General features: G+C 60.1%; 18 protein-coding genes and 2 pseudogenes. 11 read left to right on the top strand and 9 right to left on the bottom strand.

Features of this window, described 5'->3' with window-relative positions; all coding sequences use genetic code 11:
* Nucleotides 1-125 precede the first annotated feature (125 nt).
* The 3 genes from htpG to ACSKB8_RS18285 form a co-directional block, all read right to left on the bottom strand.
* Nucleotides 126-2,003: a molecular chaperone HtpG gene (gene htpG / locus ACSKB8_RS18275; protein ID WP_438105544.1), complete on the bottom strand. Its 1,878-nt coding sequence runs from the start codon at nt 2,001-2,003 to the stop codon at nt 126-128.
* Nucleotides 2,004-2,129: 126 nt separating this feature from the next.
* Nucleotides 2,130-2,537, bottom strand: a complete 408-nt coding sequence (locus ACSKB8_RS18280) for a hypothetical protein (RefSeq protein WP_438105545.1) — start codon at nt 2,535-2,537, stop codon at nt 2,130-2,132.
* A gap of 494 nt (nt 2,538-3,031) precedes the next feature.
* Entirely contained in the window at nt 3,032-3,307 is a 276-nt protein-coding gene (locus tag ACSKB8_RS18285) for a helix-turn-helix domain-containing protein (RefSeq protein WP_438105546.1), read from the bottom strand.
* 32 nt (nt 3,308-3,339) lie between these two features.
* Here ACSKB8_RS18285 and ACSKB8_RS18290 point away from each other — a divergent pair, with 32 nt between their 5' ends.
* Complete coding sequence (locus ACSKB8_RS18290; protein ID WP_438105547.1) at nt 3,340-3,792, top strand: hypothetical protein; 453 nt, start codon at nt 3,340-3,342, stop codon at nt 3,790-3,792.
* A 1,721-nt stretch (nt 3,793-5,513) separates the two neighbouring features.
* Entirely contained in the window at nt 5,514-5,996 is a 483-nt protein-coding gene (locus ACSKB8_RS18295; protein WP_438105548.1) for a hypothetical protein, read from the top strand.
* On the opposite strand, the gene ACSKB8_RS18300 is transcribed toward ACSKB8_RS18295, so the two are convergent.
* On the bottom strand, nt 5,928-7,289 hold the full coding sequence (locus ACSKB8_RS18300) for a hypothetical protein (RefSeq protein WP_438105549.1): 1,362 nt from the start codon (nt 7,287-7,289) through the stop codon (nt 5,928-5,930). The genes ACSKB8_RS18295 and ACSKB8_RS18300 overlap by 69 nt on opposite strands.
* A 461-nt stretch (nt 7,290-7,750) precedes the next feature.
* Between ACSKB8_RS18300 and ACSKB8_RS18305 the strand changes: the two genes are divergently transcribed.
* The 6 genes and pseudogenes from ACSKB8_RS18305 to ACSKB8_RS18330 all read left to right on the top strand — a co-directional run.
* A complete protein-coding gene (locus tag ACSKB8_RS18305) occupies nt 7,751-7,921 on the top strand; it encodes a hypothetical protein (protein ID WP_438105550.1) in 171 nt (56 codons plus the stop codon).
* Between the two features lie 70 nt (nt 7,922-7,991).
* Complete coding sequence (gene dgt / locus ACSKB8_RS18310; RefSeq protein ID WP_438105551.1) at nt 7,992-8,435, top strand: dGTP triphosphohydrolase; 444 nt, start codon at nt 7,992-7,994, stop codon at nt 8,433-8,435.
* Nucleotides 8,410-8,859, top strand: a complete 450-nt coding sequence (locus ACSKB8_RS18315) for a hypothetical protein (protein ID WP_438105552.1) — start codon at nt 8,410-8,412, stop codon at nt 8,857-8,859. Before dgt ends, ACSKB8_RS18315 begins: the two co-directional genes overlap by 26 nt.
* Before the next feature lie 73 nt (nt 8,860-8,932).
* The gene (locus tag ACSKB8_RS18320) at nt 8,933-9,268 is read left to right on the top strand and encodes a hypothetical protein (protein WP_438105553.1); all 336 of its coding nucleotides are present in this window, start codon (nt 8,933-8,935) and stop codon (nt 9,266-9,268) included.
* Between the two features lie 460 nt (nt 9,269-9,728).
* A complete protein-coding gene (locus ACSKB8_RS18325; protein WP_438105554.1) occupies nt 9,729-10,448 on the top strand; it encodes a hypothetical protein in 720 nt (239 codons plus the stop codon).
* A gap of 282 nt (nt 10,449-10,730) precedes the next feature.
* Nucleotides 10,731-10,985: pseudogene (locus tag ACSKB8_RS18330) on the top strand (transposase); the annotation flags it as partial.
* A gap of 566 nt (nt 10,986-11,551) precedes the next feature.
* Here ACSKB8_RS18330 and ACSKB8_RS18335 read toward each other — a convergent pair.
* Complete coding sequence (locus ACSKB8_RS18335) at nt 11,552-11,776, bottom strand: hypothetical protein (RefSeq protein WP_438105555.1); 225 nt, start codon at nt 11,774-11,776, stop codon at nt 11,552-11,554.
* A 607-nt stretch (nt 11,777-12,383) separates the two neighbouring features.
* On the opposite strand from ACSKB8_RS18335, the gene ACSKB8_RS18340 reads away from it, so the two are divergent.
* Genes ACSKB8_RS18340 through ACSKB8_RS18350 form a run of 3 tightly spaced genes read left to right on the top strand, consistent with a single transcriptional unit; the run spans nt 12,384 to nt 15,568 of the window.
* On the top strand, nt 12,384-13,631 hold the full coding sequence (locus ACSKB8_RS18340; RefSeq protein WP_438105556.1) for a cation:proton antiporter: 1,248 nt from the start codon (nt 12,384-12,386) through the stop codon (nt 13,629-13,631).
* The gene (locus tag ACSKB8_RS18345) at nt 13,628-13,834 is read left to right on the top strand and encodes a hypothetical protein (protein ID WP_438105557.1); all 207 of its coding nucleotides are present in this window, start codon (nt 13,628-13,630) and stop codon (nt 13,832-13,834) included. The genes ACSKB8_RS18340 and ACSKB8_RS18345 overlap by 4 nt, the downstream gene beginning before the upstream one ends.
* Before the next feature lie 15 nt (nt 13,835-13,849).
* Nucleotides 13,850-15,568, top strand: a complete 1,719-nt coding sequence (locus tag ACSKB8_RS18350) for a DUF1295 domain-containing protein (RefSeq protein ID WP_438105558.1) — start codon at nt 13,850-13,852, stop codon at nt 15,566-15,568.
* A gap of 8 nt (nt 15,569-15,576) precedes the next feature.
* Here the strand turns inward: ACSKB8_RS18350 and ACSKB8_RS18355 are convergent.
* The 4 genes and pseudogenes from ACSKB8_RS18355 to ACSKB8_RS18370 form a co-directional block, all read right to left on the bottom strand.
* A pseudogene (locus ACSKB8_RS18355) lies at nt 15,577-15,837 on the bottom strand (hypothetical protein); the annotation flags it as partial.
* Nucleotides 15,791-16,747 carry an FAD-dependent monooxygenase gene (locus ACSKB8_RS18360; RefSeq protein ID WP_438105559.1) on the bottom strand — a complete coding sequence of 319 codons (957 nt, stop codon included), beginning with the start codon at nt 16,745-16,747 and terminating at the stop codon, nt 15,791-15,793. The pseudogene ACSKB8_RS18355 and the gene ACSKB8_RS18360, both read right to left, overlap by 47 nt.
* A 2-nt stretch (nt 16,748-16,749) precedes the next feature.
* Nucleotides 16,750-18,819, bottom strand: coding sequence for a prenyltransferase/squalene oxidase repeat-containing protein (locus ACSKB8_RS18365; protein WP_438105560.1), 2,070 nt, complete (start codon nt 18,817-18,819; stop codon nt 16,750-16,752).
* Nucleotides 18,797-20,095 carry a Rieske 2Fe-2S domain-containing protein gene (locus ACSKB8_RS18370; protein ID WP_438105561.1) on the bottom strand — a complete coding sequence of 433 codons (1,299 nt, stop codon included), beginning with the start codon at nt 20,093-20,095 and terminating at the stop codon, nt 18,797-18,799. The genes ACSKB8_RS18365 and ACSKB8_RS18370 overlap by 23 nt, the downstream gene beginning before the upstream one ends.
* Nucleotides 20,096-20,104: the final 9 nt, after the last annotated feature.

The following is a 20,104-nucleotide window of genomic DNA, read 5'->3' on the forward strand; positions in this document are numbered from 1 at the left end:
CGAGCGGCCTTCGAGATCGTCATGGCCGGGCTTGTCCCGGCCATCCACGTAGAGCCGCATGTGAGCAAGGACGTGGATGCCCGGGACAAGCCCGGGCATGACGATCGAGGAAGCAGTAATTCCGCCTATCCGCCCAGCCCCTGCAACACCAGCCGGTTCAGCCTCGCCGCAAACGCTGCCGGATCTTCCGGCAATTCGCCGTCCAGGATCTGCGCCTGTTCGAGCAGCAGCAGGCTGAGATCGTCGACGTCCCTGGAGCCGGCCTGCGCCTTGGTGATCGCAGTCACCAGCGGATGGCGCAGATTGATCTCGAGGATCGGCTTGGTCTTCATGCCCCGGTTCTGCTGCGCCAGAATGCGCTCCAGTTCGCGGCTCGGCCCCTGGCTGTCGGCAACCAGGCAGGAGGCCGAGCTGGTGAGGCGCGTCGAGGCCTTGACATCGCTGACGCGCTCGCCGAGCGCGGCCTTGATTACCGCGATGGTGGCGGCTTCATCCGCCTCAGGCTCGTCCTTCTTCGCCTCGTCCTTGTCGTCGAGGCGCGGGATCAGGTCGAGGTTGAGATCGCCCTGGCTCAGCGATTTCAGCGGCTTGCCGTCGAACTCCGAGGGCATCGAGGTCCAGAAGGCGTCGACCGGATCGGACAGCAGCAGCACCTCAATGCCGCGCGCAGTCGCCGCCTCGAGCCGCGGATTGGACTTCAGCCGCTCGATGCCGTCGCCGACGAGATAATAGATCTCGGTCTGGTTTGGCTTGAAATCGGCGATAACCTGCTTCAGCGACCGCTTTTCACCCGACGTCGTGGTGAAGCGCGACAGCGCCAGCAGCTTTTCGCGACGCTCGAAATCCTCGTAGATGCCTTCCTTCAGCACCGCGCCGAAGGCGTCCCAGATCTTGGCAAAATTCTCCGCGTCCTTCTCGGCGAGGCTTTCGAGCTCGGACACGACGCGGGTCGCCACGGCTTTACGGATCTGCGCGAGCTGCGGATTGTTCTGGAGCATCTCGCGGGAGATGTTGAGCGGGAGATCCTCGCTGTCGACGACGCCACGGATGAAGCGGAGGTAGCCCGGCAGCAGATCGGCATCATCGGTGATGAAGACCCGGCGGACATAGAGCTTGACGCGGCCCTTACGGTTCGGCTCGAACAGGTCGAACGGTTTCGTCGAGGGTGCGAACAGCAGCACGGCGTAGGAATAGCGGCCCTCGGCGCGGTAGTGCAGCGTCATCGCGGGATCGTCGAAGGCGGAGGCGATCTGCTGATAGGCCTTCTTGTAGTCGTCTGCCGTCAGCTCGGATTTCGAGCGTTGCCACAGCGCGCTTGCCGAATTGATCTGGCACGGCTCGCCCTCGCCAGGCACGAGCTCGATGGGAAACAGGATGTTGTCGGAATAGGCACCGACGATGCGCTCGATCTCGTAGGTCTCGAGGTATTTCTTGGCGTCGTCCTTGAGGTGCAGGACGATCTCGGTGCCGCGGGCCACGCGCGCCGCGTCCTCGTCGCTGGCGCGGGCGATCTCGAATCCGGAGCCGCCGGAGGATGTCCAGGTCCAGACGTCACTCTCACCGGCGCGGCGGCTGACCACGTCGATCTTCTCGGCGACCATGAAGGCGGAATAGAAGCCGACACCGAACTGGCCGATCAGGCCGAGGCCGTCCTTGGCTTCCTTCAGCTTGGACACGAACGCCTTGGTGCCGGAGCGGGCGATGGTGCCGAGATGATCGATCAGCTCCTGCCGCTCCATGCCGATGCCGTTGTCGGCGACCGTGAGCGTTCCGGCCGACTTGTTCGGGATGATGCGGATCCTGAGCGCGTCACCCTCGCCGAGCAGGTCCGGACTGGCGATCGCCTCGTAGCGCAGCTTGTCGCAGGCATCGGAGGCATTGGAGATGAGCTCGCGGAGGAAGATGTCGGTTTCCGAATAAACGGAGTGCACCATGAGGTGCAGCAGTTCGGAAACTTCGGCCTGGAAAGGCTGCGTGTGCACAGCCGTATCTGACGTCGTCATGCGCTTACCCGGTCAAATCAAAGGGGAGGAACCCGGATATAGCGCGATGAAACGGCGGATCAAGAGGATGTGAAGGCTCTGCCGCAAGTCGCGACAGAGCAGCCTTGGTCGGACCAATGGCGCGGATCAGGTCACACAGCGGCCGGGCTGGAGCAGCTTGGCGATCTCGGTCAGGGAGCTGACCATCGGCTCGCAGGCGATCGTCGGCTTGCTGCGGCCCTGCTTCTGGTTCTTCTGGTTCTGGAGCAGCACCGGCGGCTTGGCATTGCCGGTTTCGATCACCGCGGGGACCCGCAACAGCACCGACGTGTCGGCAAGATCGTTGAGCCGCATCGACACGGTGCGGGTGGCGACCGGTGCCGGCTTGATCTCGCCGAGCCGGTCGGCCTTGCCGGCACGATTGACGTTGTGGCTCGGGGCGAAGTTTGAGCTTTGGCTGGAGATGTCGGCGACCGCCTGCCAGCGGTCGGCCAAATCATGGCCGGAGGCCAGTTGCACGGCACCCAGCGTGGCGGCAATCGCGACGGCGCCCAAAAATACCTTTTGAATCTTGTGACATGGCTATGGATCCCTCGCCCATGGCGATCGCGGGAACAACGCGGGCGGAGGATCAGGGGTTCTTGGCCGTTACGATCACTTAACCGTGTGCGAAAAATGCCGGAGGCCCGCAAAATATTTCGCAAGGCCTGGAACGACTTTTGCGGACGGGAGTCGTCTCAGCAGCCGGCTATTCCCCCCTGCCCCATAAGCCGGCGACGTAGGGCGCGACTGTGGTGATGCCGGTCGCGCCTTACTTTTTTCTAGGAAATATCCTAAGCTCGGGACACCGCCCCACCATCCGCCCCACCATTGGACGGTTGGACGAGCCGGCCGGGAAGTCCTGGTGGTTGGAAGCTGCTGGGGCGCGGAGGAGCGGAGGAGCAAAGCAAATCCTCCTCCGTAGCAGAGAGGTCGGCAGGGGCGACAAGTTTGTGGAATTCGATGTGAGCCTACCTGCAGGTCGGCGCAGACCGCCAAGCTGATTGCGGTTACCAAACCCTCTCTTTTCCGCTGGGGCTTGGGCAATTCACTTCGAGCAGCGCTTGAAGTGAAGAGACAAGCACCAACCGCCGACGTCCGACGGACCTCGTGTCCAGTTTTCCTGCACCTATCAACTCGTAGAGCTTGGTACGCCCCAGACCGGTAGCTTGGCACGCTTCATCGATCGTACAGGTCAACCGCTCGGCAAACGATATTTTTCTTTGGTGGGAAGGCCTCGGATCGGCGAAATCCTGCTCGACTTCTTCTCGCGCATTCGGACGCATAGGTCTTGCCTTTCCAACTCGACTGACGAGAGTTGCTTGAGCAGCCCAAAAACGTCAATGCGAACACGTGGGTATCGCCGCGTGCGGTGGCGAAATCCAGCGATGATCAGAAAAAGTTCGGCTTGTTCTTTCGGGCGAAACTTTTCTTTTGGTATTCGCCGTATTCGCTGCTGCGTTCGAAGGACCGGCCTCCGCTTCTAAGACGAACCTTCGCTTCTACGACGAGCAAGGACGCCCTGCAGGACCAGCTCAGCCGCCAACCGATCCACGGATGGTGTCGTTGTGTCACTACTTCTCCGACTCCGATTTTCGGAATAGCTGTTCAGCATCAGAGTGTTGGTGTCTCGACCAAATACGGTTGCGAGCAGCGAACAATTCAGCGGATGAGGCCAGGCCCGATCGCCTTTTTCTTCGCCCTGCCATCCAAATGCGCGACGAACCTTGCTGACGTGTGTGGTCATGCCGCTCGAGCGGAGAAACGCTGATGCCGGCGTCCACCTCCAGGGCAGAAGCTCGTCCAGCCGATGAGCTGGGTGGGCAGCGATGCGGGCAAGGATAAGGTCAACGCGCTGCCGGACGGTGCAAGACCGGCGACATGGGGATCAACATGCCTCGTCTGCATGGGCGCTCTCGCATTTTGTTGTCGGTTGACCAACCCCGCTCCGGATATCTTGGCATATTGATGACCCATACCGGCGAAGTCCGCTTTGCTTCGATGAACCGGATGTTGCCAGCCCAAACCTTCAAATCAGAGAAGGGCCACTTCGGGACTATGCGGTGCAACTAGCTTCATGCGATCAGCCTCGGCGAGCAGAAGGGGGGCGTGGTGATATCAATCAAACAGGTCACCCTTGACCATCTGCGATCGACGCGTCTACCAGCTCGGATCGAAATTCATGATCTTACTGAGGCGTCTTGTGCGTTCCTCTAACCCGCGCGAGCGAGCTGCGTACAATAAATCGATCTTCTGAAGCTTGTGGTTCTCGTCCCTTCCGACCGCCCATACCTCTCCCGGAATTTCTGATGGGCCCTAAAGCACCAACGTACTCCGCCAAAGCACGTCCTTGAATTGCATTCCACTTAGCTTTGGATGCCTTGCTCAGAGACCGGAACTTTCGGTGTATCTCGGTTAATTCCCTGACGTAATCTCTCACAAATGGGGTAAGCGTTACAGGATGGCTGCCCTGTGACAGCTCTGCTAGGACCGCGCGCTTAAAGGCCTTGTCTTGAGAGAGCTGCAACAAGTCTAGTTGTGGCACCGCGTGCCGACTTAACTCCGCATCACGTTTTGCGCCTGCGTGCCTCAATGCCAGTACATGCACCGGCAAATCGCGATGTTGTGCATAATTTCTAAGAGCTTCCATAACCCGGTATCCGAGGGAAGCGTCGTAAGCCTGGGCAATGGAAGACCTCAGCTTTGTAAGACCTTTAGTCGTGTCTCCGAAGATTTGCCCGCCGTGTTGCGGCAGCGTGTCTAAATACAATCTCGCAGAGGCCAAAAGGTTTAAAACGCGCCTGCTTATTAGATGTTGCGCCAATATGTTTGATTCGTCGCCCGCTTCAAACATGACTGACCTCAGTGCTTCACTGAAAAGTGCTTCCTCAAACTCAACGTAATTTTCTATTACGACGTGAAATTTCTGTTCGGCTCCCAAGATATCCTTTAGTCCGCGATCGGCCAGGCTGAGCTGCCTGAATCTCTGTTCCGATATCTCCAAGGATCGACCCAGTCTCAAATTACTTCGAATCTCATGCCGGGACACTGCCAACCTACCTTCCTCAAACCCGTGCAGCTACTCAAAAAAGGACGAACGAGATTTGATTGGTCGGATGGGCCGCGCCATTGTTGAATTGCAATGCCGGTCTACCCCCCACCAAACTGGACCATAGCCGCCAACCAACAGCAAAAGAGCATCGCTCTATAAGATTTCAAGGCGCCTTCCGCTCCGAAAGGCTGATTTCCATAAGCACGTTCAGGTCGGCATTGTCGAGGTTCGCTGCTGAAACTAACTTCCGCAGACGGTCCAAGTACATTCTTAGAACCGCACTCGGCGGCACGCCTGTAGCGAACATCTCCAATGAAGACAGCTCCTGTGCTTGATGGCATGGTGATTTGAGAGTGCCTATGAATCAACATACCACCAGTAATTCGAACACGTATCGACGCTGAGGTACAATTCGGGGTCACAAGCTGCTGACCTTGGGAATGCGTTTCGTCATGATCCGCCAGCAGTCCAAGAGCGGACGTCGGTCGGACGAGAAGGACACCCAAAGCGCCCGTGCTCTTTCCGATCTGATGTCGATGCAGGAAGGCGGCTTGACCGTCAGTGCGCCGGCGATCGGTCTTTCTGCGCCTGAGCTGGTGATCGCTTCGGGGATAGATAAAGCAGCTCTCGCCTGGGCGCACTCTTGCCATACGAAAACGCCCAATCTCTATTGCTGCTGCCGGCGTAGTTCTCGCAACTATCTGCCTGTGCGCAGAATGGCTGTGTATTTCGGCGTGCCCCTGGGGTTCCTCGGCGATGCAATGCTTCCTTTATTGGAGCTTCCTAGGGAACGTTTCCAAGGCGTTGGAGGAATCCAGATCTCAAGCGCGAAGAGGGACCGCTGCAACTGCCGTCTAGCTCTGTTGTTGCAGCCGCGCTGGTCGTCTGGCCTTTCTCAAGAGATCTGCGACGTGACTCGTTAGGCCGACGTCTCCTCGGATTTGCAGGCCGACGTCAGCCGGGAGCCGGGCGAGCAGGAGACGCAATTCCTCCAATCCGCTTGAGACGTCGAACACTTCCCATTGATCCGCTTCGCCGGGCACGAGTGTTGACGCCGAGCTGTCGGTTGCGCCCTTATGCAGCTGTACGATCCAGACGCGCTTGCCGTCGTGAACCCACTCAAATCGCACTGGACCCAACTTTTCTTCGACAAGACGATACGTCTCGCGAATATCGCGGAGAACGTTGTCAGGCAGGCGTTCCGGCAGGCGTTTGCCAACCATGAAGCTGTCGCCCTCTCCGGGCGTGCCTTCAATTACAATCTGCTTTTCCGCATCCATGATTGCAGCGCCCGCAAACGCTGCCGGCACTGCCGATTGACACAGTACCGCTGAAATCGCCTCTCCTGTGGGATCCTCTTCAGCAAGGAGACGGAAGGGATCCAGCCAACCCTTCGCCGTCGTGAATTTGCCCGGCTCCTGTTCGCTAGGACAGGTTCTGATCCAGACTTCGTTCGAGAAAGTTGGCTGACCAAACGAGAACGGTGCGATGCGCCGGGAGATGCACGTCGTTCTCGGAACTGGCAATCCGATTACATTGGCGATGAGGAGACCGAATGTCTTGTCGCCAATAAGGCGGCTAAATCGATTCGGCCACTTCAGCGCTGCCATGGCGGGCGCACTGTCGGAAGCCTCATACTCCCACATCAGCGTATGACCGCGGCGCCAGCCCCGTGGTTTCGGATGGATGCTGAATTCCAGCCGGCCGCGACCTGCATCGACCGTTTCGACGGGAAAGCCATAGACGGCCTTGAGCAGCGAAAGTCCCCAGTCCAGCGACAATGAAGCTGTGCCGCCTTTTTCGACGCACCGAGGAGTGTCGTCCGGCGCAAATTCGACGATGCCTCCTTGGATGACACCTGATACCCCGCCGTCAGCGACGTCGACAGTCTCGTTGGCAATGACATAGAGACCTTCACCGGACATCTTGCGGACGAGCGCTTCGATCCGAGCGAGGTCGGCCAAGCCGTAGTGAAAGTCGCGGCTCCTGGGATTGTCTGGCGTGAAGCTGCGCAGGTTGAGGGTGCTTTCCGGGCACCGATCGAGCAGAGCACGAAGGCCTTCGGATAGGTTCTTAAACTGATGATTGGCGTCGAACCCAGCGACGCGGCTGAACTCTAGGTGCGGCTGGGCTCGACCTGGGGAGTAGCTAACAAACTGCGCGACATTTCCGACCCGTGCGAGCTCGTCTAGCGATTTGTCTTTCCTGAGCGTCATCAACCCGGTCCTCGTGCCCCAGCCGCTCCAGCGGTCATGGAGCCTCTTCCTCTAGTCCAGCTGAGCCCGCCCCGCACTGTCTTTTCCCCTCTTCGCGACCGGCCTTGCACGGCTGCTCGGCTGAACCTCCAGCCACCCGGCCGGTGGTTCCCTACCCCAGCCTCCGCCCTATTTTTCTGCCGTTGACCGCCCTGCAGGGCAACCCTCAGGACGGCCGAAACATGTGGACGATGGGCTAGCTCCGCCAAGTCGTTGCGGAGCAGGACCCTCCGTACATTGGGGGCGAGGGGCCGTCGACGTTCCCGAGTTTGAACTGCGCAGCACCAAAACTATCGCGTCCGATAGCCGGAAATTGATGTGCTTACGGGGGGCCCGCTAGCCGAAAATTAATGGTGACAGGGCAAACTGGGTGGACCTCCAGTCGTCGTTTAGCGTAGTGTCATACAAAGAGGGATCGAATCATGACCGCCTACGCAGCCGTACTCGAAGCAAGCGATCTGGCTGAGAAGAAAGTGGCTATACTCCGTCGAGCCCTGATGCTGGACATCGGCGCGATCCCGAAGGGGCCGGCCAAGGCTGCCGCTCCGGCCACAAAAAAGCGGTTGAAGCTTGCCCGCAAAAAGAAGCGCTAGCCTTTACTCCGAAACCGACTGGCAACGGGAAGTTGACGAGGACGGTCCGACCGTTCCGTGGCGCTCGTCGATGGGCCGCGATTACGGCCGGATCATTCATTGCGCGAGCTTTAGACGGCTGCAAGGGAAGACGCAGGTTTTCCCAGGGCACGAGTTTGACTTTTTCCGAAATCGGTTGACGCACTCTCTTGAGGTCGCGCAGATCGCGTGCGGCATTGCCGAGCGCTTGAACTATGTCGAGCCTTTCTTCAAAGAGCATCCGATCGATCTGCGTTTGTGTGAGGGGGCCGCACTTCTCCACGATATCGGCCACCCTCCCTTTGGGCACAACGGCGAGCGGGCGCTCGACGATCTCATGAGGACTGCCGGCGGATTTGAGGGAAATGCGCAGACGCTGCGCATCATATCGCGAACTCGAGAAAAAGGCTGTCAGAAAAACCCAAGCGAAGGGCGATCATCGAGCGGGACTAAACTTGACGTACCGCCTGATGGCGGCCGTTCTCAAGTACGATGAGGTTATCCCGGCCAGGCGGACGAAGAAAAGCAAATTGGTAAAGGGATACTACGGCTCTGAGGCCGACATCGTCCGGAACATAAAGCTGCATACAGCTGGCCGAATTGGCCGTCGCAAGTTCAAGACAATCGAATGCTGGATCATGGATCTCGCAGACGACATTGCTTATTCCACCTACGACCTCGAAGACTCGATGAAGGCCGGCTTTCTAACGCCTGCGTCAATCGTTGCTTCCAACGAGGACCTGCTGGCGCAGGTAGCGAAGAAAACGTCCAAAGAGCTGAAGCGTCGGATCTCGCCCGAATATGTTTTGGCCATCCTGACTCACGTCTTTCGGGGTATCCGCACCGACCAAAACTCTCTCGTTGCGACGATTAAGTGGTTTCAAGCTTCGCAAGAGCTGAGCGAGTCAAGGATACCTTAGGACCAAACTATCCTCGGCGCTTGTTCATGAGGCCATCAACTCGGTCAAGGTAAAGCCGAACATCAAATATCCAATGCTCAGCGAGGCGTATCTCGACGACGAGGCAAGGCTGAGGGTCGAAATTCTCAAGCAGTATACTTTTGAAAGCATGATCTACTCTTCAAGAGTCAAGCTGCCGGAATTTCGAGGGTATGAAGTCGTGAAGAACATTTTTGAAGCTCTGGCCAGCGAAAAGGGCTATCTCATGATGCCGGACGATGTGCGAGCTCGCCACAGAATCGCTTCTACCCAAGCTCAGCGGCTCCGCATCATTTGCGACTTTGTGGCTGGCATGACAGATCGCTACGCCACCGAATTTTTTGACCGACTGCATTCAAACGCCGGTCACAGCATGTTCAAACCTGTCTGAGTCCAACTGCTCGTTTCCGCAGAGCTGGCTACTTATTGCGATCTTGCCATGAGAGCAGCGCCCATCACGTCGCCGGGGGCACTTTTCGCCTTTGGACCTCTTGGCTTCTGCTCCACAACCTGTAGACAGCTCCTCCATTGTAGCGGGCTAGATGGATCTGCGAGGAGCGTTATGAGGGGCTTTAAACGGCGAAAGAGGCCCCCTATCGGGAGCCTCTTTCAAAGATGTTTAGACTCAAGAAGCGGCTAAAAAAGCAAATGTCGCAACGCGCCATCACTTCCGGAGTGGTCAGGCTTATCGCTTAACTGGCGGTCGCCTGTCAAGTTCCTTAAAAAATATGCGGTTTCATCCTAAATGCCAGATATCTCTTACGAATTTTTAACCAAGTTCTTCACCGACTATTTGCCTTTTTCCCCGACTTCCCAGCCAGATTGAGGTCTTTAAGTCCGATTTGACCCTCGTGAGTCCCTACCTCCTTGAGGCCTCCCTGATCGAAGTCAGGGAGGGAACCAAGGCGGCAATCCTGAAATACCGTCCGAACGATTGGCGGCCTGCAATCTTCTCAGTCTACAACCGAAAAGTGGCTGAGCACGCTCAGCTTTTTCCCGTCTTTCACTCTTTCGAGAATGCTCTGCGCTCTACCGTCGCGGTCACCCTGGAGCAGCATTACAAGCATGCGCGCTGGTGGCGGGCCGTTTATGAGGAGCTAAAAAGGGGCGGGAACCCCAAGGATATCTCCCAAATTGGAGGTGTTCCGCTCACTCGTCACGCCGCATATCGAATCGGCAAAATCATCCAGGAAATGGAGGGGAAGCAATTTCCCAACGGACCGGTCGCCGCAATGGCGAACGGCTATGAGTTCATGCACGATTGCAATCTTGGCCATATACGGCAACTCATCGAAGAACACTGGACGATTTTCTCGCCCCGGTTCAATCCTCTCAGCGTGGCCGATTTCTCCGCCAAATTTGAGAAGGTCCGAGAAGCTAGGAACGCGGTCTACCACCATCGGTCGCTGTCGGGCATGTCAGACGTAGTCGCAGCCGCGGAAGAACTTCTGGATAAACTCAACTTCTCGCTGAAATTCGTCCATGGCAAAGTGGCTGAATGTGAGCCAACAAAGCTTTCGTTTTTGATCGAAGCTGATGCGGTACGACATCGCACCTGGGTCATTACGTAAATTTCAGACTGAGGTCTCATAAGCTTGGCAAGGGACATAATCGAGCAGCTTGGAGCGCATCAGATCAGGGGTAAGCGAAATGAAGAGGACTAACGAGAAGGGCTTGCGGAAGGTTTAACCGTTCGACAGTTCTCCGCGCTAAACGGGATAGGATCAAGTATCTTTCTGCGACAATGAGCAGGGCGATCCCACTGGAACACATTTCTGCACTAAGGCCTGTTTACAGACAGGATTCCCAAATCAGTAGAAAATTGATTCAAGGCTGAAAATTGGAGATCAGCCTTGATTCGATTGATGTTGAGCGATGCGCAGTGGGAGCGGATTGCGCCGGAATTGTCTGGCAAAGCCGGTGATCCCGGCGGCACCGGGCGTAACAACCGGCTCTTTATCGAAGCAGTTCTTTGGATTGCGCGCACGGGCTCGCCGTGGCGAGATCTGCCGGAAGCGTTCGGCAAGTGGTTCACAGTGTATACGCGCTTCTGGCGCTGGGCGCAGAAGGGGGTCTGGGAGCGGGTCTTCAAAGCTCTCTGTGACGATCGTCGCCGCGACGGCCCAGACAGTAGATACATGTCATGTCACTGCTCGACCATCTGCCTTGGCGCGCTTGCGGGAAGGACGCTGGGAGCCCGCGTCGCTCCTTGGCGACCACACCGCTTACAGTTTAGGTCGCCCGAACTCGATCTGCCAATCGTCCAGGGATCGCAAGGTTCATTCGCGGCTGAGCCGAACTTCACAAGTACCGATCGGTCGGCCACGCTTCTGGAGCCGAAGCAGCTTCTGAAGAGGGTAGCGTTTCGAAGGGCGATAGCGAGTTGCACCGACCGATGCTCGCATGTGCTCGCCTAGGGTTCACGCGAGCTGCGAGCACAGCCATGCCCAGCCGCCTGTAGGACTGGCTCTTCGGGTCTATAGCTGAAACTCTTCCAGCAGCTCCTCCAGGCCGAAGCGCACGTGTGTGATGTCGCCCTTGGCAAGGGCTAACATTGCGTCAGGCAAGTCCTCGGCTAACGCCTGCTCCCGCTTGAACACCTCCCGGTCGGACGAGCCCGCTTCAGGCAGTTCACCAACCTTGAACGGAGTGTTGAACGCGATCCCCGCTGCAATCAGCTGCGCAGCAACACTTTGGAAGATTGGCTCGAAGCCGGTCCCCTCTTGCCTCTCCTCTTCATCAACGGCGAGGCGTAGTAGAACTCAGCCATTCGCTTGATCAGCGCATCGGTGAGCGACGGGACCACAGGGCGTTCTTTGAGGAGGGCCTCCGCGCTCGCCAAGGTCCGATTGAAGTCAGCTAGGACGTGCGTCGCGGCGACGTTCGCCTCCTTCAGCACCTTCGTGCCGAGAGACTTCTTAAGGTAGACCTGCTTGGGTTTCTCGGAGTTGAGGACGCGCGCGACGCTTCTTGGAGGCGCTCAGGCACCTTCCGCTGAGCGTAGTACGTCCCGTGTCTGTCCTTTATCAGTCCCATCAACGCGCGCATCAAAGCTATGACCTACTGCTACCACCCGAGCGCAGCCAAAGCCACGATTTGCGTGATGTTTCAGCGCTTCTAGAGCCGCTGGCGCGCCATTCAGAATAAAACCGCGAACTCTTATGTCATTGAAATTTCGATGTAAAATTCTAGGCGTTAGACGGCGTCACCCTTACCGCCCCCGAGATGGCAGCGGCCGAGGTGATCAACGGGTCTCAGGCAGGGTAGTGAGGTGAACGGCTTAGTTCGTGACGGATGCGCTGCTGATGGCGGCCTGGCGCCGGGGCAACGCAAGTCAGAACTCGGCGTCGATCCTGCACGTACGTCGGGATTGTTAGTGCGAACTTCGCAACCAATGGTATCATCCTTCCGTGAAATCGGTTGCTTGCTCGCAGGCGACGCGAGCCGGCTCGCCAACATACATCTTCTCGACCGCGGTATTCGGCTAGCGAATCGGGGCTTGCGCCATGAGCACCACCGAATTGTTCCTCGTCGCAATGCTTATCATATTCGCGGTTCCATATTTGCTCTGGCGGCTCGGTCAGACGGATTACTATGCACCCCTGGTCGTGATCCAAATTATTGCAGGAATCTTGCTGGGCCCCGGCATCCTGGGATCTGCGTTTCCCGACTATTACCACTCGATATTCACCCCACAGGTCATTGACGCGATGAACGGCATCGCGTGGTGGGCCGTGATGATCTTTGTCTGCATTGCCGGCATCGAACTCGATCTCAAACAGGCGTGGGAACGCCGTCGGGAGACGGGCATCACCGCAGCCTTCGCGCTCGCCACGCCTCTCGTGTTCGGCTGCATTGTGGCCCTGGTTTTGCTGAGCCTCGACGGCTGGATCGGCCCCGCTGCGCGACCTTGGCAATTCGTTGTCGGTATCGGCATGAGTTGCGCGGTAACAGCTCTGCCGATCCTGATTCTGTTGTTGGAAAAGCTCGAAATCCTTCGGCAGCCGCTGGGTCAACGTATCCTTCGCTACGCCAGCCTGGACGACGTTGCCATCTGGGGCGTGTTGGCAGCGATTCTCCTAGATTGGACCCGTATCGGTCGGCAGATCGGGTTCATCGTTGTTTTCGCGATCGCAAGCTACGGTTTCCGGACGCTCATGGTCAAGCTGAAGGAATCCGACCGCTGGTACATGTGCCTCGTCTGGCTCGCGGCATGCGGCTTGGCAGCCGATTGGGCAGGCCTTCACTTCATGGTCGGCGCGTTCCTAGCCGGCGCAGTAATGGACTCGCATTGGTTCGACCGGAGGCGAATGGATCTAATGCGCGATCATGTCCTGCTCGTCGTGATGCCGGTTTTCTTCCTCAGTACCGGCTTGCGCACGAACTGGAGCGGCGGCGGCGCGGTCGTATTCATTGCAGCCGCGGCGCTGCTGCTTGCCTCGATAACTGGGAAGCTGGCCGGCATCTGGATTGCAGGCTGGATTCTCCGCTGGGAGCCGGGCGAGGCGTCCATCATCGGATGGCTTCTGCAAACAAAGGCGTTGATCATGATCATCTTTGTCAACATCTTGTTGGACAAGGCCCTAATTACGAGAGAAGCTTTCACCGCACTTTTGATCATGGCTGTCGGCAGCACGATGCTGACGGTACCGATCGTCCATCCAAAGCTGCATGCCTCGAAGAATCTGGCAGCTGGGACTTCACGTGAGCTCGCGCGAGCCGGCTCGTCGCGCTTAGCAAGTCCGGCGGAATGAACGAGAACGGCTCCCACCAGAGCGGCGCGCTCGTCGCGCCGCAATTAACGATATCGATTCAACGATTGGCATTTGACGCTGCGCGCTTGCGAGGCGCATTGTCGATCAAGCTGAACGGCGTCAGGGCGCGTGCATGCTTCCAACAGGCGGGCCTCGAAGACGCCGACCCGTCGACCGAAGCAATGTGGAACGAGGGCCTGTGATTGTCGCGGGCTGCGATGATCGCATGGCAGATGACCCGCGCGGCGAACCGCAACGTCCCACGACGAGCGAGTGATCGCATGACGGGGCCGGGCGAGCCATCCGTCTCGGAACGTGCATCGACCGGCCGGCCGGGCAATCCACCTCATCGCGCAACCACTTTCGCCCTGGCGCTCGCGCTCATTGTGCTGCCCGCGTTCACCTACTATCTGTGGGCGTGCCTGGAATTCAATGCCGGTCTGCCGATGTGGCCGACAAGGTCGCTGCTTGATCGTCTTCCGCCGCCGACATGGCAGGCGGTTCTGATCATCGCGGGCTGGCTCGCATTTCAGGGCTTGCTACAGCTTGTTGCGCCGGGCCGGCAAGCGAGAGGCGCATGCCTGCCGGACGGCACGAGCTTAACATACCGATTGAACGCCTGGTCGGCCTGGTGGATCACTTGGGCTGCAGTGACAGTCGGCATAGCGCTCGGATGGTTTAGGTCGACCGATCTCGCCGATCAGTTCGGGGCGCTCCTCACCACGGCCAATCTGTTTGCATTCTTCATCAGTCTTGCGCTCTACTTCGGCCGCCGCGCGATCGCCGCCTCGCACGAATCGACTGAGGGCGGGCTGCGGGCCTTTTGGTTCGGCGTAGCGCTCAATCCACGCATCGGCACGTTCGATCTCAAGTTCTTCTGCGAGGGACGGCCGGGGCTGTTCGCGTGGGTGCTGATGGACTTTTCGCTCGCGGCCAAGCAGTACGATCTGCACGGGGTCTTGACGCTGCCGATGATCCTGGTCTGCGCGTTCCAGTTCTGGTACGTCGCCGATTACTGCTTCCATGAGGAATTGATCCTGTCCACCTGGGACATCAGGCACGAAAAATTCGGCTGGATGCTGTGTTGGGGAGACCTCGTCTGGGTCCCATTCACCTATACCGTCCAGGCCTATTATCTCGTGGGGCACACGCACGATCTACCCTGGTGGGGCGCAGCCGCGATCGTGCTTTTGAATGTCGTCGGCTACCTCGTGTTCCGTGGCGCCAACCTACAGAAGCACCGGTTTCGGGACGATTCGACCCAGCCGGTCTGGCGCCGGCCCGCCGACTACATCACGACGACGCGAGGCTCACTGCTGCTCGCATCGGGATGGTGGGGGCTGGCGCGCCACATCAACTATTTCGGCGACCTGCTGATGGGCTTGGCGTGGTGCCTGCCCTGTCTCTTCGGCAGCCCGCTGCCGTATTCACACCTCGTCTTTCTCACGATCCTCCTGATCCAGCGCGAGCGACGGGACAACGCCCGCTGCGCGGCTCGCTATGGCGAGGACTGGGACAGCTATTGCCGCAAGGTGCCATACCGAATCGTGCCGGGGCTCTATCGATTGCTCCTATGCCGGTCGCGGCTGACACGCAGGCCCAATGTTGGAGACGATGTCTCGGCGCACGGCGTCGGCTCGTCCGCGCCGGAATGCGCCATAAGTCCTGTCGCAACAGAGCCGGTGCCAGGCCGCTCCGCATCGTGCAAGAGCCGTGAGCAGTCCGGATCGAGATTGTCCGGCGGCGCACGGCGCAGGCGGACTGGCCACGAAACGCGGTCGAGAATTTGCCGGACATGGCCAAGCGCGGCGGCGACGAGACCGAGTGCGATGCTGCAGGCGCTGCGCAACCCCGTCGTTTCGGGCGGCAGCGGAGCGCGGATGTGCGCCGCGAAGCCACGCAACATGATCCTGATGAATTCGCGCACCAAGACTTGAGGGCGCCCATCGGCAGTCGAGAGCAGCGCGAGGGTTACAGAGCGCGCGGCCCTGCTTGCTTCGCAGTAGTCCAGGATGCCGCGCCGGACGATTCTCGACGGCGGCGTCGATCCGCTGAAGGCGTCGCGCAGAGCTTCCGCCAGGACGATCCGCGTCGCCTGTGGCCAGCGCCGCCGCCGGTCGTAAAGCTGCAGCGCGTGAGCCCAATCCGCGCGACTTTCGTCAAGGGCATCGCGCAGCAGCAGGGCATCGCTGACGCATCTTGTCATTCCGCTCGCCGTCAACGGATGGCAGCTGCCGCCGGCATCGCCGACCAGGGCGAACTCGGTCCTGCACCAGGCGCTCGGGATTGCTCGCCTGCGTGATGACGCTCATGCGTGGTTGCCCGGCCACGGCCCGTTCGACTTCCGCCCGCAGCACGGGTGCGAGGAACGGCAACGCTTCCGCGCAATCCTCAGCGCGCGGCAGGCGACCGGCGCGGTGTGGCATGTCGAACAAGATCCGCGCCTCGTCACCGTTGATCGGATAGACCAGGATCGGAGCAAAAGGCCCGAGAATGACGTGACCGAAATCCGGGTCTGGCAGATGGGCGACGGAGAAGCGGTATCCGAACATCGTCGATATACGTCGCGTGCATGTACCGATGCCGACCGAGCGCCCGAGCCGCGAGTGCGCGCCATCAGCCGCGACCAGCATCCGGCCGCGATAACCTTCGGTAGCCTTCCCGTTTGCGACTTGCACCGTGACGCCCGAGCGCTCGCTCTGATCGATCGCGATCACGCGCTTGCCCCGCATGACCGTGACTCCGGAAAGCCTGCCGACGGCATCGAGCAGCCGTTGCCGGATCAGCCTGTGCTCGCTGCCGAGTCCCGGCATGCGATGCGCCAGCACTTCGTCGTAGGCGAGCCGCAACGGCTCGCGCTGCGATCCTCCGGAGGTGACTATGAAGCCGTTGATGCGGGCGCTAGGCGCCTGCTGAAGCGAATCGAGCAGGCCGAGTTCGGCGAGCCCCATCACACCCGGCGGGTGAAACACTTCGCCGGCCAGTCGACGATCGTCGTGCAGGCCGGGCTCGATCAGCAGGATGCGGTGGCCGAGCTGGTGCAGCGCGGCCGCGGTAGCGGCCCCGGCGACGCCGCCGCCTGCGATGATGACGTCAATCTCTGCCGTGTTCGTCATCATTATCTCATTGCCAGATAGCGGTTGAGCGCCCAGATCGGAAAGTAGGCCGGATAAAGACGGTAGGTCAGCATCGCTGCGCCGAAGAACACGCCGTTGACGGCGCCCTCGGGCCACGAGCCGTCGGATTTTTGCGAGCGGCAAAGCCAACCGACGCCACGCTTCACGGCCTCGGCCTCGGGGCCTAGGATTTCGATCAGGGCCAGCAGCGCCCAGCTTGTCATGGTTGCCTGGCTCTCGGCGTGTTCGACATAGGTATCGGTGAGACATCCGGAATAGTGCTCGCCCCAGCCGCCGTCCGGCTTCTGCTTGCTGACGAGCCAGGCAGCCGCGCGCCGCAGGGGGCGATCCTCCGCGCTCGCGCCCGCAGCGCGCAACGCCAGGACCGCGAAACAGGTCGCATAGGTGAAGTTGATGCCCCAGAAGCCGGGATAGGAGCCATCTGCACGCTGACGCTGCCGCAGCAATGCGCAGGCGCGCACGATCGACGGGCCGACCAGTTCGCGCAGGCAGTCGGGATGCTGCTCGCGAAGCCTGCACAAGGCCATCACGGCGGACGCGGTGCACTCGACGTAGGACAGCTCGGTCATGCAGTTGCCGAACATTTCGGAAGGATTGAGTCGTTCGAGCCAGCGGCGGCCGCGACGCCGCTCATAGGTGCCGAACCCGCCATCGTCGTTCTGCCGATCGATGATGAACCTGGCGGCCGCAGCGAGCCGCTCCGGCGCCATGCGTTCGGGCGCATCGATCACGCCCGTTGCATGCGCACCCAGCAGGGCGCTCAGCACTTCGGCGGCGCAATCACTCACCGGCCAGCGATGGCGACCATCGCTGAAGCACCAACCGCCCAAGATGCCGTCCCGTCCTTCGCGGCGTCCGTCCGGAAGCTCGCTTGCTTCCTGCGCGCGCGCCAGAAACGCATAGGCCTCACGCAGCAGTGCTCTCTGAGGCTTGGCGGAGGGCGCGGCGAGAACGGCCAGCATCGCAAACGCCGTGTCCCAGCTGGTCGAGCGCGCCCCGGCGATGCGCAGGCCCTGCTGGGCGTCGTTCCATTGCCAGCTCTCGACGCCCGCGAGACTATGCTCCACCATGGGATCGCTGGCATCGTGCGCCCACAGCGCGAGCGTGTTCAGGATCCCGCTTACCGGCGAGAGTCCCTGAAATCTGGTGGCTTGCTGCTCGAACCTGATGCGGCGGAGCGAATGCGCGAGCGCGTGGGCGCGCAGGCGGCGCAGCGGTGCCCAACGCTCCTGCAGCTGCTCGTAGAATGCCATTGCGCCCCAGGCGAAACGCAGCGTCCTGCTCGGCGCGACATAGAGGTCGGTTTGCGCGATATCGCCGCGGTGTCGCGCAAAATCGATCGTCCCATATGGAACCGGGTAGAGCTCTTCCTTGAGCTCGGCCCCCAGCGGCCCCAGATCGGAGCAAAAGCGCGCGCCGTAGAGATGGCACATCGCCAGATAGATGTAGCGCGTGTGACAGTAGAGATGATTGGGATGAACCGGCGACCATTCCGGCAGCAGGAACAACTCTGGCGGACACGGATTGACGCCGCGAAAACCATAGAGGCCGATCAGCGCCAGCCAGAACTTGCCCCACGAGGGAATGCTCAATACCCCCCCGGGCTGCGCCTGCAGCCAATTGCGGGCGGAGGCCGCCAGCGGCGCATCGGCGGACAGACCGAGCATGCGCAGCGCCACGTAGGTTAGCGTCGTCACGTACACGTAGGAACCGGATTCCGGATGCAATCCCCAGCCGCCGTCCGGGCGGCGCGTGACGCGGAAGTGCAGCAAGATGCGCTCCCGCGCGGCGGCTACGATCGGGCGGCCGACGACCCTGCAAAGGATGACGTACTGCGCGAGGATCATCGGACACCAGACGACCTCGCCTTCGAAGCTGCCGTCGGGGTGCTGCAGGCCGCGCAGCCGGTCGCAGGCGCGTTCGACGCAGCGCGCAACGGCGGGCGCGAGGTCCGGCGCCATGCTGGTCTCCATTTCGCTGATCGCGTCCGTCGACGAGCCATCCGTCGGGTCGTACGGATCGATCGACTCAAGCGACGCCTTCTGTCTCATTCTGATGCCCGCGTGCGGATTGTGCCAAATGCTCTTCCCAGCGGCGGACGATAAGCTTCTGGAACATCTGGACGGCTGGATTGAACTCGATGGCGGGACCGCCCGAGAACTTGTCGTAGGCCTGCTGCTCCGCCTCGACTGCTATTCCGTCTTCGCTCAGCAGCGGCTTGATCAGCAGCCGATTGGTGACGGCGAGAAACGGCTCCATCACCCAACGGGGAATCCGCAGGGGCGCGAACGGAATCTTCAGCGCATCGAAGTAGAACAGGAAGAAGACGCGCGTGGTACGCTCGTCGATCGGCAAGAGGAAGCACCAATGCTTGATCTTGTCGCCCGTGTTCGACCACTGATAAGGATATTCGAACGCCAGATCCATGCGGTCCGTGCGCACGCGCTTGCGGTCCACGAACAACTTCGAGAAACGTCCGTCGCCGACCACCACGTCGTAGCTCAGCTCGACCTTGTCGGCGCGCATTTCGCAGCGCGTGAGTTTGGCGTCGACGAACGGCCGGTAGCGCTTGTGCAGGTAGGCATGGGTGAAATCGCTCACATTATCGACGATCATCGAATGATGCGCACGCCAGACGAAGTCGATCGGGACGCACGCCCAGCTACTCGGCCCCTCGATCTCGGGAATTTCCGGAAGTGGCGTCTGATCCGCCCGCCCCGGACGTCCCGGGAACAGCCAGATCAGACCGTAGCGTTCCCGCACCGGATAGGTGCGGATCTTCACATCGCCAAACTGGCGACCGAACAATTCGTGCGGGACCTCGACCAGCCGCCCCTGCTCGTCATAGCTCCAGCCGTGATAGATGCATGTCAGCGCACAGCCCGCGACGTGCCCGATCGACAACCTCACGTGGCGGTGCGCGCATCGGTCCTCGAGCGCACGTAGCCGCCCGTCGTCGCCGCGAAACAGAGCGATCGAGCTATCCCAGAACTTGACTTCGACGACGCGGCCGACCGGCACCACGCGCGCATATTCCACCGCATACCAGTGGTCGGGGTGCATGCCGGCCGAGCGGGCTTTTTGCCGTAGATTTTTCGCGGTCTCGAAAGATGGAGGTCCCGCAACTTCCGAGCCGCCGGACTGGCTTCTCATCGTTCCCTCTCCTCGGACAAGCTCGCCGGCAGTCGGAACCAATGGTTGTAAAGTAGCGGTGTTAGCTACCCGATGTAAAGAGCGGCGAGGTCGCCCCGCCGCAGTACCGAACCGGGCGTCAGGACTGCACGCACGCTTGTAATGGCGAGGGCGGCCCCGCGCTGCGGGCCGCATGAACCCGCC

Source organism: Bradyrhizobium sp. BR 1432, from assembly GCF_051547705.1.
Taxonomy (GTDB): domain Bacteria; phylum Pseudomonadota; class Alphaproteobacteria; order Rhizobiales; family Xanthobacteraceae; genus Bradyrhizobium; species Bradyrhizobium zhanjiangense.